The organism is Aeromonas sp. 9A (genome assembly GCF_963900955.1).
Classification (GTDB): domain Bacteria; phylum Pseudomonadota; class Gammaproteobacteria; order Enterobacterales; family Aeromonadaceae; genus Aeromonas; species Aeromonas salmonicida.
Genome location: NZ_CAWRFG010000001.1, coordinates 2069830 through 2086275 on the forward strand (window position 1 = coordinate 2069830; position 16446 = coordinate 2086275).

14 protein-coding genes are annotated in these 16446 nt (G+C 59.0%); 8 read left to right on the top strand and 6 right to left on the bottom strand.

All coding sequences use genetic code 11. From position 1 onward, the window contains the following. The first annotated feature begins 6 nt into the window (after positions 1 to 6). Positions 7 to 2094: a motility associated factor glycosyltransferase family protein gene (locus AACX78_RS09770; RefSeq protein ID WP_201302824.1), complete on the top strand. Its 2088-nt coding sequence runs from the start codon at positions 7 to 9 to the stop codon at positions 2092 to 2094. 110 nt (positions 2095 to 2204) lie between these two features. On the opposite strand, the gene AACX78_RS09775 is transcribed toward AACX78_RS09770, so the two are convergent. The 5 genes from AACX78_RS09775 to AACX78_RS09795 all read right to left on the bottom strand — a co-directional run bounded on the left by AACX78_RS09775 (position 2205) and on the right by AACX78_RS09795 (position 6544). After that, positions 2205 to 3020 (bottom strand): cobalamin-binding protein, encoded by an 816-nt coding sequence (locus tag AACX78_RS09775; protein ID WP_159166074.1) that lies wholly within the window; start codon positions 3018 to 3020, stop codon positions 2205 to 2207. Next, positions 3013 to 3963 (bottom strand): cobalamin biosynthesis protein CobD/CbiB, encoded by a 951-nt coding sequence (locus AACX78_RS09780; protein ID WP_201302825.1) that lies wholly within the window; start codon positions 3961 to 3963, stop codon positions 3013 to 3015. The genes AACX78_RS09775 and AACX78_RS09780 overlap by 8 nt, the downstream gene beginning before the upstream one ends. Then, complete coding sequence (gene mtnN, locus AACX78_RS09785) at positions 3960 to 4652, bottom strand: 5'-methylthioadenosine/S-adenosylhomocysteine nucleosidase (RefSeq protein ID WP_042467693.1); 693 nt, start codon at positions 4650 to 4652, stop codon at positions 3960 to 3962. Before mtnN ends, AACX78_RS09780 begins: the two co-directional genes overlap by 4 nt. Before the next feature lie 103 nt (positions 4653 to 4755). Then, entirely contained in the window at positions 4756 to 5514 is a 759-nt protein-coding gene (locus tag AACX78_RS09790) for a substrate-binding periplasmic protein (RefSeq protein ID WP_159166075.1), read from the bottom strand. Between the two features lie 97 nt (positions 5515 to 5611). Beyond that, positions 5612 to 6544, bottom strand: coding sequence for a ZIP family metal transporter (locus AACX78_RS09795; protein ID WP_058394724.1), 933 nt, complete (start codon positions 6542 to 6544; stop codon positions 5612 to 5614). A 367-nt stretch (positions 6545 to 6911) separates the two neighbouring features. On the opposite strand from AACX78_RS09795, the gene AACX78_RS09800 reads away from it, so the two are divergent. Continuing rightward, positions 6912 to 8543, top strand: a complete 1632-nt coding sequence (locus AACX78_RS09800) for a methyl-accepting chemotaxis protein (protein WP_159166076.1) — start codon at positions 6912 to 6914, stop codon at positions 8541 to 8543. Positions 8544 to 9153: 610 nt separating this feature from the next. Here the strand turns inward: AACX78_RS09800 and suhB are convergent. After that, the gene (suhB, locus tag AACX78_RS09805) at positions 9154 to 9957 is read right to left on the bottom strand and encodes an inositol-1-monophosphatase (RefSeq protein WP_005310327.1); all 804 of its coding nucleotides are present in this window, start codon (positions 9955 to 9957) and stop codon (positions 9154 to 9156) included. Positions 9958 to 10156: 199 nt separating this feature from the next. Here suhB and AACX78_RS09810 point away from each other — a divergent pair, with 199 nt between their 5' ends. From AACX78_RS09810 to AACX78_RS09835, 6 genes are all read left to right on the top strand, one after another. Then, positions 10157 to 10612 (top strand): hypothetical protein, encoded by a 456-nt coding sequence (locus AACX78_RS09810; RefSeq protein ID WP_011898874.1) that lies wholly within the window; start codon positions 10157 to 10159, stop codon positions 10610 to 10612. Between the two features lie 196 nt (positions 10613 to 10808). Further along, positions 10809 to 11471: a glutathione S-transferase family protein gene (locus tag AACX78_RS09815; protein WP_021139807.1), complete on the top strand. Its 663-nt coding sequence runs from the start codon at positions 10809 to 10811 to the stop codon at positions 11469 to 11471. Positions 11472 to 11707: 236 nt separating this feature from the next. Continuing rightward, a complete protein-coding gene (locus AACX78_RS09820) occupies positions 11708 to 13237 on the top strand; it encodes an ABC transporter substrate-binding protein (protein ID WP_159166077.1) in 1530 nt (509 codons plus the stop codon). Continuing rightward, the gene (locus AACX78_RS09825) at positions 13234 to 14196 is read left to right on the top strand and encodes an ABC transporter permease (RefSeq protein ID WP_159166078.1); all 963 of its coding nucleotides are present in this window, start codon (positions 13234 to 13236) and stop codon (positions 14194 to 14196) included. The genes AACX78_RS09820 and AACX78_RS09825 overlap by 4 nt, the downstream gene beginning before the upstream one ends. A 2-nt stretch (positions 14197 to 14198) precedes the next feature. Beyond that, positions 14199 to 15005 (top strand): ABC transporter permease, encoded by an 807-nt coding sequence (locus AACX78_RS09830; RefSeq protein ID WP_159166079.1) that lies wholly within the window; start codon positions 14199 to 14201, stop codon positions 15003 to 15005. Then, positions 15002 to 16435, top strand: a complete 1434-nt coding sequence (locus AACX78_RS09835) for an ABC transporter ATP-binding protein (RefSeq protein WP_159166080.1) — start codon at positions 15002 to 15004, stop codon at positions 16433 to 16435. The genes AACX78_RS09830 and AACX78_RS09835 overlap by 4 nt, the downstream gene beginning before the upstream one ends. Positions 16436 to 16446: the final 11 nt, after the last annotated feature.

Consider the following 16446-nt stretch of genomic DNA (forward strand, 5'->3'; position numbering starts at 1 on the left):
CATATCATGGATTTTAATAAAAACATTGCCGATGTAGAAAATGAACTCTCTCGCCTAGAGCGGCAAAAAAAACAGGAAGCCGCCATGCTGGATGTGCTGCCTGTTCGTCATCAGCTCAATATGGCTGCTTTCGCAAAACACATGCCCGGCATTCATGATTATTTCAAAGATTATCAGCCTGTCCGGCCATTTCGTTTTTTCTGCAATGACAATGGTATTCCCAATATCTTGTGGCTTGATGATGGGGTTTCTCTTTATGGTGAGGATCCGTTTGCAGAGGTACAGGCACAGATAGCAGAAGTGATCGAGCAGAGTGTGTTGCAGTGCATCGATTTTATTCCTCAGTGGCATATCGATGGCCAGATCCACATAAAATTTAATAATGAAATATCCAAATTAAAAGAAAAATCAGCCTTGGAAGGCTTGCGGTTGAACAGTGCACTGCACTCAGATATTCCATTGTCACTGATGTACGGGATCGGCTTGGGATACCAGCTGGGTTATCTCTATGAGCAGTGCAAGATCAGGAACCTGTTTGCCTTCGAGCCCGATCTCGATATGTTCTATGCCTCACTCTATTGTTTCGATTGGCATGAATTGTTCGAATATATGGAGCGTGAGTCACTTAGCTTGCATCTGTTCATCGGTGTTGACGAACAACTGCTGGCAGCGGATATGATGGAAGCCCTCCATCGCAAGGGGGCATTCTGGTCGGCTAGCTACTTCTCTTTTTGCCATTACCATTCTCCCAAGCTGCACGCGCTGATAAATCAGGTAGAGAGCGAGTTTTACCTGCTCAAAACGGGCTGGGGCTTCTTTGACGACAATATCTACGCGCTGGCTCACAGCCATAATCATCTGCAAGAGGGAACTCCGTTCCTGAAGCGGCAGCGTGATACATCGGCATTCAGCCAGGTGCCAGTGTTTGTTGTGGGCAATGGTCCTTCTCTGGATCAGAGCATTGACTTTATAAAGCAACATCAGCAACAGGCTGTCATCATCGCCTGTGGTACGGCTGTCAGTGCGCTTCACAAGGCGGGTGTCAAGCCAGATATCTATGTGGCCGTAGAGCGTACCAAGAGTTCGGCAGATTTCCTGCGCATTCTTGATGCCGATGACTTTATCAAGGATACCGTCTTCCTGAGCGTTGATGTTATTCACCCCGAGTGCAAAGGATTCTTCCGCAAGACGGGATTGACGTTCAAACCCAATGAACCCATGTTTTCCATGCTGATCAGTGCCTTTGGTCAGGCATTTGAATATGACACCATTGAGTTTTCCAACCCGTTTGTGGGGAATACCGGACTCAACTATGCCGCTTTGCTGGGCTTCAAGCAGGTGTATCTATTCGGCATTGATAATGGCTACAAGTCGGCCGGCAAACACCACTCCAGTTTGAGCTTGTATTACAACGACAAGAAAGAAGCCAAATATAACGAGAATCTGAAAGATACCTTCCCGGCACCGGGCAATTTTGGTGGGGAGGTGCGCATCAATCATTTGTTTGGGCTCGCCATCCATAATATGGAGCGTGTGCTGAATAAGTATCCTGATTTGCGCTGCATCAACAGCAGTGATGGGGCCTATATCGAGGGCGCCATACCTCAAGGTGTCGAATCCTTGCAGCCATCCTGGCCCGAACTGGATAAAGTACGATTGATGGATGAGGTGATGGATCGCTGCTTCCAGCCTTTCGACATGACCAGCATTGACTTCAATGCCGCGCTCAATGTGTCGCTTTTCGATGAGCTGATAGATAAATTTCAAGCGGATTGGCAACAGGTGCCGCGTGAGCACAATGCCGTGTTGGCCCTTATGCAACGACACCATGATTATCTGCTCTACTTGCTCATGAGCCGTGAATGCCATCTCTATCGTGTGATGATAGGCTCGATAAACTATTTCTATGCCAATATCATCAGCCTGATGATGGCCTTGGTAAATGCAGACTCTGACGAGTTTGAAATAAAGCTGAAAGAAGCTGAATCAATACTCGGGCGCTTCTTTGAGGAGAGCAAGGTCATGTATGCAGATGCATTCCAGCGGCAGGACTCCACCTACTTTGCTGGGCTCAATGTGTTCAAACATACCTGACCAGCAGGTAATGCCTTTCAGTGACGAGATGGTTTTCAGACACAACAAGACGCCGGCAGATGCCGGCGTTTCTGTTTTCAATATCGCTGTGTTACTGCCAGTGCCAGTGGCTATTTTGCTTGCACGCGAGCGATGGCATTGCATACCTCTTCCACGGCATTGAGCGCCCTCGGGGTGAAGCGGTGCAGTTCATCCGAGTTGATGAGTTGCAATCGTTGATGTTTGACCGCATCGACCATGGGCCATTGTTGCCAGTGACGTAAAGCGTCAGGATCCTGGCTACCAGCCAGAATGAGCGCAGGGTCAGACTTGATCACCTGCTCCAAATTGACCTGAGGGTAAGGGGTTCTGGCGCCAGCCATCAGGTTCTCTGCACCGCACAGTTCGATGGCCTGGGCTGGCCACGCCGAGCCGCTGACGCTGGTCAGGGGCGGATACCAGAGCTGATAAAACACCTTGATATGATTGGGCTGACCATAACGTTGCTTGAGCGCCGCCAGTCTGGCGAGGTAGGCATCGGCCTGAGTGTTCGCTGTCTGCTCCAGGTCCAGCAGTGCTCCCAGCGCCCGAATTTCGGTGGCCAGAGAGGCAAAATCCGTGGGCTCAGAGTAGAACACAGGGATCCCCAGCTGTTCGACAGGTGCAAGCATGCGGGATTGGGCAGAGCGCCAGGCCACCACCAGATCCGGCTTCTGGGCCAGCAGGGCTTCAAGGTTGATGCTGCGGTAGTTGGCAACGTGCGGGCGATCGTTCACTTCTGGCGGAAAATCCGATGCATCATCGGTGGCGACGATGCGATCACCTGCCCCGACGAGGAACAACAGCTCGGTCAGATGGGGGGTCAGACTGACGATGCGCATCGGTGTTGCAGCCTGCAGCGTCAACGACCAGCAGAGCAGGCAAAGCAGGGCGAAATAGTTAGCCATGGAGTTGCTCCAGCACTGTGAGCAGTGCGGCCAGTGCGAACCAACCCCAGCCAATCAGTTGCAACCGGTTGAGTATGCGTAGCGCAGTGGCGGCGGCCGGGTCGCTTGGTGCATCAAATACCGGGAAGCGAAAGAGGGTGTCCTGATAATAGCGGGGGCCACCCAGCCGGATGCCAAGCGAGCTGGATAGCTGGGCGAGCAAGATGCCCATGGCGGGGTAGGGCCACTGAATGGCCGTGCGCATCCTGGCGCCCAGCTGGCGCACTTGGGTCAGGCACAGGGGCAGTGCCAGCAGCAGTATGGCTGGGGTGCATAGGGCCTGATAAAGCACGGCGGCGGCGCGGCCGAAATGGCTGAATGCCACCTGTTTTGGGCTCCAGCCCTGATCCATCAATTGAGCGAGTCGCCACAGCAGGGCCCCCTGAACGCCCGCCAGTGCAAACCCGAGCAAGGGGCCCGCCCATTGTCCTGCCAGGCGCAGTGCGCAGGTCTCGCTGACGGCCTTGGCAATCCCCATCACGGAGAGCTTGCCGGTATCGCGCCTGAGCCAGGGAGCTGCCTGCAGGCGGGCAACGACCAGCGTCTCCTGGCTTGCCAAGGAACGGGTTGCCTTGGCCAGCTCGCGCAATGGACGGGACTCTACCATCAGCAACAGAAACAACAGGTCAAACAGCGGCTCGGAGAGGGAGAGGTTGCGCACAGCCCAGAGTCCGGCGGCGCATGGCAGCCAGACGACCAGCAGGGCCAGCAGGCCGGCCCGAAATTGTTGCTGGGGGGAGCCATCGGGGCGGTGAACCTTGTGGCCCAGGCGGGTCAGCAGGGGTACCAGGGCAGAGAGTCTGAACTGGGCAGGCCAGGGCAGTATGGCTTCCAGCAGCACGGCCCCGAGCAAAATGGCCGCCGGAGTGGCGGCCATTTGTTCCAGTGTGGCGAGGTCGATCACAGTTTGCCGAGCATCTTGATGATCATCTCGGCGGAATGCTGGCCCGCTACCTCGATGAAGGCATCGAAGGATTCAACCTGTTCCTTGCCGGCGATGTCCGACATGGCGCGCACGACCAGATAGGGCACCTTGAACATGTGGCACACCTGGCCGATGGCGGCCCCTTCCATCTCGACTGCCAGCATCTGCGGGAAATCGGCACGGGCCTTGGCGATGGCGTCTGGTTTGCACATGAACTGATCACCGGTGCAGATGAGACCAACTTTGGTCTGATGCTTGCCTTGCTCGGCGATGCAATCCTGCGCCACCGCGATCAGTTTCCCATCGCAGGGGAAGGCGGCGGGTTGCTGTGCCATCTGGCCCATCTCATAACCAAAGGCGGTCACGTCCACATCGTGAAAGCGCATCTCATCGGCGATGACCACATCACCGATGTGCAGATCCTGGGCGAAGCCGCCAGCTGAGCCTGTGTTGATGACACAATCCGGGGCAAATTTTTCCAGCAGCAGGCTGGTGGCGACACTGGCGGCGACCTTACCGATGCCGGAGCGAGTCAGGATCACCTCTTTGCCTGCCAGCTTGCCTTGATAGAATTCGCAGCCGCCCAGTTGCAGCGTGGTTGGCTCGTTCATCTGGCTGCGCAGCAGGGCCACTTCCTGTTCCATGGCGCCGATAATACCTACTTTCATCACTCACCTCGTCTCGATGGCCGCACGGCCGAATAAGTTGTTGTGGATCATAACAAAAGTTGGTGATGGCGCCGAGCATTCAGATGATGCGGGGAAAGATACGCTAGCGGTAATGCTCGACCAGGCTGGCCAGTTCCCCGCTGTTGGCGACTTGTTGCAGCGTGTTGGCAAACAGGCCAAGCCGCTCGGGCGACGTCTGCTGGTAAAACAGGATATAAAAGGGCGTTTCCTCCATGACGGTCGGGAGTATGCGGATCTGGCTGGCGAGGTTGTGTTGGCGGATATCGAATTCAAAACCCGGTGAGCGGTAATAGACGAAACGTCCCCGTTTCATCAGCAGCTTGTGGTAATTGGCGGAGCTGCTGATCCCGCCGCTATCTATGATGAGACCGCCTATGGTTTGCAGCCGCGCTATGGCGCCGCTGCCATGGTTGATAAGGATGGTGCCCTCCTTGCCGAGTGCTCTGACATCATCCCAGCCCTTGACCTCGACAGTGTCGTCGCTGCGCACCGCCAGGTGGTAGCGCACGGTAAACACAGGTGGTTGCAGATAGATGAACTGATGCCGACGCGCCGGGTTGTCGCCGACACCACAGATAAAATCGAGCTGGCCATGCCGCACGCTCTTCTCCAACCGCCTTAGCGGCAGGAAGGCTTGATCGCCCTGGATGCGCAGGGCGGGTTCTCGCTGCTCCATGAGGCGAAACAGGTCGACGCAAATGCCGCCGATCCGGCCATCCGGGTTTCCAATGTACTTGGGAGCCGATTCCGGTTGCGCCGCCGTGTGATAAACCTCGGGGGAACTGGCTGCCCAGAGTACAGGGGCAAGCAGGCAAAGCAGTGAGGCCACCCAGGATCTCATGTCATGCAGGCCCTCGATAAAGGCTCGGGGAGATCCCGATGCCAGCTATGTCAGTATCGTCAACGAATGAGATATCAGGCTACTTATCAGCATGTTATCAACCCAAGGCGGTGTCGAGGGTCATCATCAGGGCAAAGCCGGCCATCAGGCCCAGAGTGGCGTGGGTCTGGTGACCATTGCGGTGCGTTTCCGGGATCACCTCGTGGGAGACCACAAACAGCATGGCGCCCGCCGCCAGCCCCAGTCCTATGGGATAGGCGATGGCCATGCCGCTGGAGAGGCCGACCCCAAGCAGGGCGCCGAGGGGTTCGAGCAAGCCGCTTGCTATGGCAACCAATACCGCAACCCAGGGTCTGAATCCGGCGGCGCACATGGCCAGCGCCACCGCCAGCCCTTCCGGAATGTCTTGCAGGGCGATGGCCGTGGTCAGCGGCAGCCCCACCGACATGTCCCCCTGAGAGAAGCTGACCCCGATGGCCATCCCCTCCGGCAGGTTGTGCAGGGCAATGGCAAACACGAACAGCCAGACCCGGGAGCACTGCTGGTGACCTGGGCCGCAGGGGCCTGTCTTGTCGTGCTCATGGGGGGTGAACTGATCCAGCCCCAGCATCAGCAGCACCCCCAGGGTCATGCCGGCCACCACAACGGCCGCGGCGAGAAAGCCATCCCCTGTGATCCCTTCTGCTGCTTCGAGTCCCGGCAGCAGCAGGGAGAAGGCGCTGGCGGCCAGCATCATGCCGGCGGCAAAGCCCAGCATGGCGTCTTCCACTCGTTGTGGCACGGAACGCAAGAAGAGTGCCGGCAGGGCGCCGAGGGCGGTGGCGGCAAAGCCCGCTACCCCGCCGATGAGACCATAACGGACGCCTGTGCTCATATCGTCAGTCGCCAGCATGATGAGGCTCTGCAATAGCAGCAACAAGACGGCGGCCAGCGCGATGAGCAGACCGAGGGCGGTCAGTGGGCGAGCCTGCACCTGCTCGCGCAGTTGGACTGACCAGGAGGAAACCGGCAGGGCCGACACGTTATCCATAAACTTGACCTCTCTACAGCAGATGAGGATGGCTTGTAACCATCCTGTGCATTACACCCAGCCTGACCGGCTTTGTCCATGCCCGCCCGTCGATTGTCCCCATCGGCTAACTATTTGAAATGATTTGGTCGCTATAAAAAGTGCGTGATGAAAGTCTGGTTATGGGGAAAAACAACTTGCTTTCTTGCCGATAAATCCGGTGAAGGAGTGAGCGGTTTTATGGTAAAGTGCCGCCCTCGCGAAACCCGCCCTTCCCTTGGTCTTTCGCAACGCCCCACCTCCCGGCAGGAATGCCCGGGTATCAGCTCATACGGATGTGATCGCCACAGTGCACCTGCTTGTCAGCAGTTGAGGATCACCAGCCACCATGTTTTATAAAAATCTGTCTATCGGCAAAAAGATTGCCGTGGTTTTTGCGGTCATTGCCGCCGTCAATGTGATATTCGGTATTTTCCTTTCCAGCGAGTTGCGCGGCGTGCGCGACCGCGTGCTGAACTTTACCGACTCCACCCTGCCGAGCGTGCTCTCGGTAGAAAAGTTGCTCTACGACGTCTCCTATGTGCGTCGTGCCCAGTTTGCCCTGTTGATGGTTGACGATGCCGCCGATCTGCAGGCCCGTCGTGGCCGCATCCAGGACAATGTCCAGAAGGTCGAGCGTGCTTTTCGTGCCTACGAGGCAACGGTCGGTGCCGATCATGAGCGTCAGGTATTCAATCGTGCCAAGCAGGACTGGCAACAGTACCTGAACTCGGTCAATGCTGTTGATCAGATGCTGGTGCAAGGTCAGCCTGCCGAGGCCAAGGCGTTGCTATTTCAGTCAAACGCCGCCTATGGCACCCTGGAGCAGTCGGTCAACAACCTGGTGGAGGTGAACCTCGGCTTCGTGAAGGAGAACCGTGGCAGCCTGCTCGACAGCGTCAACATGGTGACCAGTTTTGCCATGGTGAGCATCGGCGGCTTGCTGCTGTTCATGATGGCCATGACCTGGTTCCTGACACGCCAGATCTGTTTGCCGCTGCACGCAGTCGTGGCGCAGGCCAACGCCATCGCCGCCGGTGATCTGACCCATCAGCTGGATCGTCAGCACATAGGTCGCGATGAGCTGGGTATGCTGGCCAAGGCATCCCTCAAGATGCAGGACAATCTGCGTGGTCTGATTGAAGAAGTGGTGGCTGCCGTGACTCAGCTTGGCGCTGCCATCGAAGAGGTGAGCGCCGTTTCCGAACAATCGGCGCAAGGGATCCAGAGCCAGCAGCAGGAGATCTCTCTGGTCGCGACCGCCATGACCCAGATGAAGGCGACCGTGGCTGACGTGGCAGGCAACACAGAGACAGCTTCCGAATCCGCCAGCTCTGCCAACGCCCTTGCCCGTCGCGGCAATCAGGATGTGCAGAGCTCGCTGGTGGCCATTACCCGGGTTGCCGAGGAGATTGAACAGGCGGGGACCCTGGTCGCCGAGCTGGAGCGTGAATCTGCCCAGATCAATCTGGTGGTGGACGTGATCCGCGGCATCGCCGATCAGACCAATCTGCTGGCGCTCAACGCCGCCATCGAGGCGGCTCGTGCCGGTGAGCAGGGTCGTGGCTTCGCCGTGGTGGCCGATGAGGTACGAACCCTGGCGGGTCGTACCCAGGCATCCACCGGCGAGATAGTGGCCATCATAGAAACCTTGCAGGCGCGCGCCAACCAGGCGAAAGAGGTGACAGGCCAAAGCTGTGACATGATCCGTCAGTGCGTGGTGCAGAGCGAGCAGACCAGCAACGGCATTCAGCAAATTGAAGAAGCGGTTGCCCAGATTGCCGACATGGCCATTCAGATTGCCAGTGCCTGTGGCGAGCAGGATGCTGTCTCCGATGAGCTGGGTCGCAACGTGGAGCGGATCAATGAATCCTCCAACGAGGTTGCCATCGGCGCCGATCATACCGCCCGTGCCTGTCTGGAGCTGAGCCAGCTGGCCGCTGGCCTGAAGCAGACCATGGGTCGCTTCCGTCTGGCTTGATGACATGAGGGCAGTGCTGGGTCGGCTCACGCTGAGCTGGCACTGTCCCCGTTGGATTGATAACAAAACCCGGCTCAGGTCGGGTTTTGTTATTTGGCAAAGACGACAGTATTGAAAAGGCCGGCGCCCAGTGAATAAACTCCTATTTGCGGCTGATTGAGCCAAGGTGGGCAGGTTGCAAAGGGGAGGGACTTGATATCGATTGCAAGACACTTGCTGAGTGCATGCGTATATCAAGCTCCCGGCTGAGGGAATGGTAGGTGCCGGGCAGGATTGTTTTGCGGCTTTGCAGATAAATTGCTTTGCAATAGACATAAAAATCTATGGTCAGCCTGAACTTTGCAAGGCCAGATTGATGATGAGTACTGACAGGGCAGGCTTGCTCTAATCTATCCGGATTCTTGGTGGGCTATCATGCCCGATCCATGATGTGAGCCGCGGAGTGCTTGCCGATGTCGAGTCCAAAGAGTGCGATAGTTGCCATGATGCTCTCCTGAAGTAGAAAAGAAACAGCCCAGCAAGCGTAGCCTGCTGGGCTGTGGGTCAGGCTGACCATCACATTAAACCCGGCCTGGACCGGGTTCAATGTGTGTGCGTTGCGGGTAACGGCTTACTTGGCCAGAGATTCCGGCAGGTTCTCACGGATCTTGCCGAGCATCTCTTTCAGAACGCGCGGGTTGGCAACCACTATGTTGCCGGAGTTTTCGTAGTTGTGACCACCGACGAAGTCGGTGACGATGGCACCGGACTCTTTGGCCAGCAGTTCACCGGCTGCGGTATCCCAAGGCTTGAGGCCGATCTCCCAGAAGCCGTCGACGCGACCGGCGGCCACATAGGCCAGATCCAGCGCGGCAGAACCGGAACGACGGATGTCGGCACATTCGATGAACATGCTCTGGAACATCTTCAGGTAGGGCTCGATGTGATGCTTCTGCTTGAATGGGAAACCGGTGGCCAGAACGGTACCAGCCAGCTCTTTGGCCTTGCCGACACGGATGCGGTAGCCGTTCAGCTGAGCGCCGTTACCACGGGTCGCGGTAAACAGCTCGTCACGGATGGGATCGTAGACGACGGCTTGTTCTGTCTTGCCCTTGACGCGCAGGGCTATGGAGACGGCAAAGTGCGGAATGCCCTTGACGAGGTTGGTCGTGCCATCCAGTGGGTCAATGATCCATTGGTAGTCCGGATTGGTACCGGCAATCTCACCAGACTCTTCAGCAATGATGCTGTGTTCCGGGTAAGATTTTTTGATGGTGTGAATGATGGCCGCTTCGGCGTCACGGTCAACGTTGGTCACGAAGTCATTGCTGCCTTTCTGGATGGCCTCGATGTTTTCGGGCTGGGAAAAGGCTTTTACTACTACTTGACCGGCGTTGCGCGCAGCGCGCACGGCGATATTCAGCATCGGATGCATAGGTTCACCACTGGATGTTAAAGAACGGGGGATAAAAGGACGCGGTATGATACCAGTCTTTTCGATAATGGCAACCGTTATACGCCTTCTCCCCGACCTTGGCGACTGCCAGATCTGACGGCTCCAATACAGACTCTTTTTGGTCTAGTCTTATGGCAGTAGCCGAATAACAGGCTGTATGAGCATAGGGATGTGGATCATGAATTTGTCATTAGTCAGTCAAAAACCGTCGGCAGCAACTACCCAGGGACTGCTAGCGGCGTTGAGAGCATCAACCGGATATGGCGCCTACTTCGACGAGGTGAATATTACCCAGCCATCGCAATGGCAGCCGGGTAAAGAGGAGGCGGCCATTCTGCTGCTCGATGGCGATACTGTCTGGCCCGAGTTCGGTTGGCAGCGAAGTGGCGATAGCTTCGGTTTGCCGGTATTGCCGCTGCTGATGCACAGGGGGGATGACTCCCTCACCATTCAGGGGCCGGATGTACGGGATCCCCGTTTTTATTTTGTCTCCAATGGCATAGCGCTGGCCGAGTCTGAACTGGCTGATCCCGCCTGCAGCCGGGTGCTATTAAACAAGCTTGAGTCCTACTTTCCGCTGCTGTCCCGCCTCATTCTGCTGCGCCAGCGCCAACCCATGGGGTTGTGCAGCTAACCTGGCGTCCTCTTTTATCGGGCTGTTCAAGCGGCGCAATATTTGTCATAACTGGCCGATATTGTGCCGCTGCTGCGAGATGCGCAGCCCACATCCAAGTTGTCTTGCTGCATGTGCACATAGCACCAACCCGGATCCGGCATAAATGGGCCGAGGTTAGCCTCTGCGCCCGGGCCTGAATCACAAGGAGTCCATGATGATCGATTTTTATACCGCAGCCACCCCCAATGGTTTCAAGGTGGCGATTGCCCTCGAAGAGCTGGGATTGCCCTATCGGGTGATCCCGCTCGATTTGTCGGCGCTGGATCAGAAAAAGCCCGAGTTTCTGGCCATCAACCCCAATGGTCGCATCCCGGCCATCGTCGATCGGGATAACGGCGATTTCGCGGTGTTCGAGTCCGGCGCCATCTTGCTCTATCTGGCAGAGAAGGCGGGCAAGTTGTTGCCGCAGGATCCCAAGCGTCGCTCCCAGGCCATCCAGTGGTTGATGTTCCAGATGGGCGGTGTCGGTCCCATGATGGGGCAGGCCAACGTCTTCTATCGCTACTTCCCGGAGAAGATCCCGGCCGCCATCGAGCGCTATCAGAAAGAGGGGCGTCGTCTGTTCGAGGTGCTCGACACCCATCTGGCGGAGCACGAGTATCTGGCCGATGAGTACAGCATCGCCGATATCGCCACCTGGCCCTGGGTGCGGATCTATGACTGGAGCGGTATTTCCATCGACGGATTGACCCATCTGCAAGCCTGGATGGCACGTATGGCGGCTCGCCCCGCCTGCCAGAAAGGGATTGCCATACCGCCGCGCAACGAGGACCCGGCCGATCTGGTCAAGCAAGCCCAGCAGATGGTGACTCGCTAAGCTGACAAGATGGCCCCGTGAAGGGCCATCTTTTTTCTCGCTTCTCCCCCTTGTCTTCACATCACCATTTCCCGCCGTTGCATCATTCATGCTCGCTGAGAAGGATCGTCTGGCCCCGCTATTAACTCCCTACAAACGAGTGATTCATCAAGAGTGGAAAGTCATTCTGCCTGATTAATTGTTATGTTATAACGACAGCATTTCAGTTGATGACAATGATTATTCGGATGGAGACGATGACAAAAAAAGACGCCTATTCAGGATGGTGTGCCCTGGCGTTGCTGGCAGGCATGAGTGCTGGTGCCCATGGCAAGCCGCTGACCATGGTGGGACCATGGGAAATCCACAGTATCGACCCGGCCAGCAACGGTGTCTTTTTTACCCGTATGCAGGTAGCAGAGACCCTTATCGAAGTTGACAGTCAGGGAGGCTTGCAGCCGGGGCTGGCCAGTGATTGGTCCCACTCAGAGGATGGCTTGCAGTGGCGATTCATGCTGCGCCCCCACGCCCATTTTCACGATGGCAGCAAGGTGAATGCCGAGCAGGCTGCGTTTGCGTTGCAACAGGCCTGGCGCAAACCAGGGGTACTGACCAGCGCACCGATTACCGCCATTGAGGCCAAAGAGGGGACGCTGCTTGTCACCCTTGCCCACCCCTTCGCCTCGCTGGCGGCTGTGCTGGCCCATCCCAGTACCCAGATCCTGGCCAGGGGGGCCTATGACGACAAGGGGGAGGTGACGCAGGTGATTGGATCCGGCCCCTATCGCATTACCCGTTTGCAGCAGCCTCAGCGGATCGAAACAGCGCGTTTTGACCGCTGGGATGGCCCAAAGGCCGCCATCGAGCAGGTCAGCTACCTGACGGTCGGCCGCGCCGAGAGCCGTACCCTGATGGCAGAGAGTGGTCAGGCCGACATCGCATGGGGGCTGGATCCGGTCAGCATACGCCGCTTGCAACAAGCGCCCAGGGTGAGCATCGCCTCTGTGACCTTGCCACGCACCATACAGCTCAAACTCAATGGGGCCGATCCACGCCTGAGCGATCCGGCCGTGCGGCGTGCGCTCAGTCTGGCCATCAACCGCAGCGGCATGGCGGCAGCCCTGCTGCGGGATCCCGAGATGGCGGCGACCCAGCTCTTTCCTCCCAGTCTGAAGGAATGGCATCAGCCCGGCTTGACACCGCTTGCCTATGACGTGCAGGCGGCGCAAGCGGCCTTTGCCGCGGCAGGCTGGCAGAAGGGGGCCGATGGCGTGCTGCACAAAGGGAAGGATCGCTTCACTTTGACCCTGCGCACCTTCCCGGATCGCCCCGAGTTGCCTCAGCTGGCGACGGCGTTGCAGGCTCAGTGGAAGGAGGTGGGTGTCGAGCTCAAGGTGGCGGTGGGCAACTCGAGCGAGATCCCGGCAGGTCATCAGGATGGCTCGCTCCAGCTCGGTCTTTATGCCCGCAACTATGCGTTGGTGCCGGATCCGCTGGTGACCCTGCTGGGGGACCTGGCCCCTGCCGGTGCCGACTGGGGGGTAATGAACTGGCAATCCCCTGTACTGACAGCTCAACTGGCGCGGCTTGGTCATGAAGCCTTGCCCACGCAAGAGGCCGCCATGCTGAGGCGTGACATCGCCGCTACCTTGCAACAGGAGTTGCCGCTGCTGCCCATTGCCTGGTATCGCCAGAGTGCAGCCGTCAGCCGCCAGCTCAAGGGTTTTGAACTGGATCCCCAAGAGCGCAGTTATTACCTGACCAGGCTGACTTGGGGGGCGCAATGACAGGCTTGCCCTTGTCTGCTGTCGTGGGCGTCCTGAGTCAGCGTCTGGTACAGGCACTGATGGTGGTGCTGCTGGTGGCCGGGCTCTGTTTTCTGATGGTGCAATCCCTGCCCGGGGATATCGCTTTTCGCATCGCCGCCGGTCGCTACGGCTATGACTATGTCACCGCAGAGGCGGCGAGCGCTGTGCGCCATGAGCTGGGGCTGGCCGAGTCGGCCCTGTCCCGCTTCGGCGACTGGCTTGCCGCCTTGCTTCAGGGGGATCTGGGCAGCTCGCTGGTCACCGGGGCTCCGGTCGTCGGTGAGATTGGTCATCATCTGGGGGCGACTTTGTCGCTGGCACTGGCCGCCGTTGTGCTGGCCCTGTTGCTGGCGCTGCCCCTTGGCAGCCTGAGCGCCTTGCGTCCGGGGGGGCTCTGCGATCGGCTGACTCTGGCCTGGAGCGTACTGATGCGGGCACTGCCGCCCTTTCTGCTGGGTCTGGTGCTGATGGTGCTGCTCTCGGTGGAGCTGGGCTGGTTCAGTGCCGCCGGGCACGGGGAGGGGCACAACCTCTGGCTGCCCGCCCTTACCCTGGGGCTCGGCCTGTCCGGCGTGCTGGCCAGGGTCGTGCGAGAAAGCGTGCTCACTGTCGTGCAGTCCGATTATTACCGCTTTGCCCTCACCAAGGGGCTGTCGCCAGCACGGGTATTACTGCGCCACGGGTTGCGCAATACCGGGGTCAGCGTCATTGCCTACACCAGCGTACAGCTGGTACTCCTGATTGAAGGTGTGGTGGTGGTCGAGAGTCTGTTTGCCTGGCCCGGCATCGGCCATGCGCTGGTGCATGCCATCTTCTGGCGCGACGTACCCATGGTGCAGGGTACTGTGCTGGTGCTGGCTGCGCTGTTTGTGCTGCTCAACACCCTGACCGATCTGCTCTGCCTCGCCATTGATCCTCGCGGTCCCAAGGAGTCTTGATCATGTCTCTCTCATTGAAAGCCGGCGCGAGCCTGCTCCTGCTGGTGGTGCTGTTTGCCTTGCTGGCACCGCTCATCTGGCCCGATCCTGCCGCCCAGGATCTGGTCAACTTTCTGGCCGACCCTTCCTGGCAGGAGCCCCTCGGGCGGGATCAGTTGGGGCGCAGCCTGATGGCGCGGCTGGCCGCTGCTACCCGCTTGTCGCTGCTGCTGGGGATCCTGTGCGTCATGACGGCCGCCCTGCTCGGTTCTCTGCTGGGTTGGCTCTCGGCCTGGCGCGGTGGCTGGACAGACGGGCTGCTGCGCAGCCTGGCCGACGGTGTGCTGGCCCTGCCCAGCCTGCTGCTGGTGCTGTTGTTCTCCGCCATGGCTCAGGGCGGCTTTGCCATCCTCTATCTCGGTCTGGCCATGGCGCAGTGGGTGGAATACTACCGGGTGGTGCGGGCCCGCAGTCGAACCTTGCTCGCATCACCCCAGGTGGAGGCGTCCCGTCTGCTCGGTTTTGGCAACGGCTACATAGTGCGCCGCCACCTCTGGCCCGAACTGGCCCCCCAGTTGCTGACCATGATGGCGTTTGGTCTGGCGGGGGCCATTCTGACCCTCTCCACCCTGGGTTTTGTCGGGGTGGGCATTCAGCCCCCTACCCCCGAGCTGGGGCTGATGATGACGGAGGCGTTGCCGCACTATCAGGAGGCACCCCGTTTGCTGCTGGCCCCCATCATGGTGATGGGCTTGATGCTGCTGGCACTGGTGCTGCTCAACCAGAAGGCAGTGCCCCATCCCCGTTCTGCACAAGGAGCCAGGTCATGACTGCTATTCATATCAAGGGCGTGCAGGTTGGCGATGGCAAGCAGACCCTGCTGCAAGCGCTGGACTTGACCCTGACTCCCGGCAGTGCCCTGACCCTGGTGGGGGAGAGTGGCTCGGGCAAATCCCTGCTGGCCCATGCCCTGATGGGCACGCTGCCTGCACCGCTACTTGGGCAAGGCCAGCTTGAGATGGCCGGTCATCACTACGATCTGGCCGAGCCCCATCGACTGCGTGCCCTGTGGGGGCGGGAGCTGGCGATGTTGCCGCAAGAGCCTGTGATGGCGCTCGACCCTACCATGGGGCTGCTGCACCAAGTGGAGGAGGGTTGGCTTGCGGGAGGTCAACAGGCCCGCTCGCGGGCGAGAGCCTCCCTCGAGCACCTGGGGCTTGCAGGGCGTGAGCGTCATTTCGCGCACCAGCTTTCCGGCGGCATGGCCCAGCGCGCCGCCTTTGCGGCCGCCACCCTGGGGCAGGCCCGACTGCTCATCGCCGACGAGCCCACCAAGGGGCTAGACAGTCTGGCCCGCGCCAGGCTGCAAGCGCTGCTGCTGGGCTATCTGGCGCAGGCTCGTCAGCTGTTGACCATCACCCACGACCTGACTCTGGCCCGGGCGCTGGGTGGCTGGGTGTTGGTGGTCAAGGGGGGCGAGATAGTGGAGCAAGGGCCCGCCGAGCGGGTGCTGCATCACCCGGCCCACACCTACACCCGGGCGCTGCTGGCGGCAGATCCCGCAGCCTGGCCCAAGAAAAGTGCACCGGCCACAGGTGACTGGTTGCTCAGGGGTGAGGGGCTGACCATGGGGTATGGCGAACAGACCCTGTTCCAGGGGCTCGATGTGCAACTGGCAGAAGGGGAGCGGCTTGCCATCATGGCGCCGAGCGGTGCGGGCAAGAGCACCCTCGGCAATGTGCTGCTCGGTCTGCAGCGTCCTTTGCAGGGGCATGTGCTGCGCCGGGAAGGGGTCGCTCACCATCGCTGGCAGAAACTCTATCAGGATCCTGTGCAGGCGTTTGCCAGTCGGGTGCGCCTCGGGACCCTGTTTGACGATCTGCTGCGCCGCCATCGGTTGCCCCGTCAGCGTCTCATCGATTATCTGGCGAGACTGGGGCTCGATGAGGGCTTGCTGAGGCGTCTGCCGGGTCAGGTATCGGGGGGCGAGTTGCAGCGGCTGTCGCTGATCAGGGCCCTGTTGCTGCGCCCCGTTCTACTGTTTGCCGATGAGCCCACCTCCCGGCTCGATCCCCTCAGTCAGCAGCAGACCATAACCTGCCTGCTGGAGGAGCTGGGAGAGATCGGCTGTGCCCTGCTGCTGGTGACCCATGACGAAGCTCTGGCCGACAAGGTGGGGGAACGCTGCCTGCGCCTGGGGATGACGGCAGGCACCCAAGATGAGGGGCTGGATGTTGCCCGCGTGCGGCGGACAGTATGATGATGAGGTCT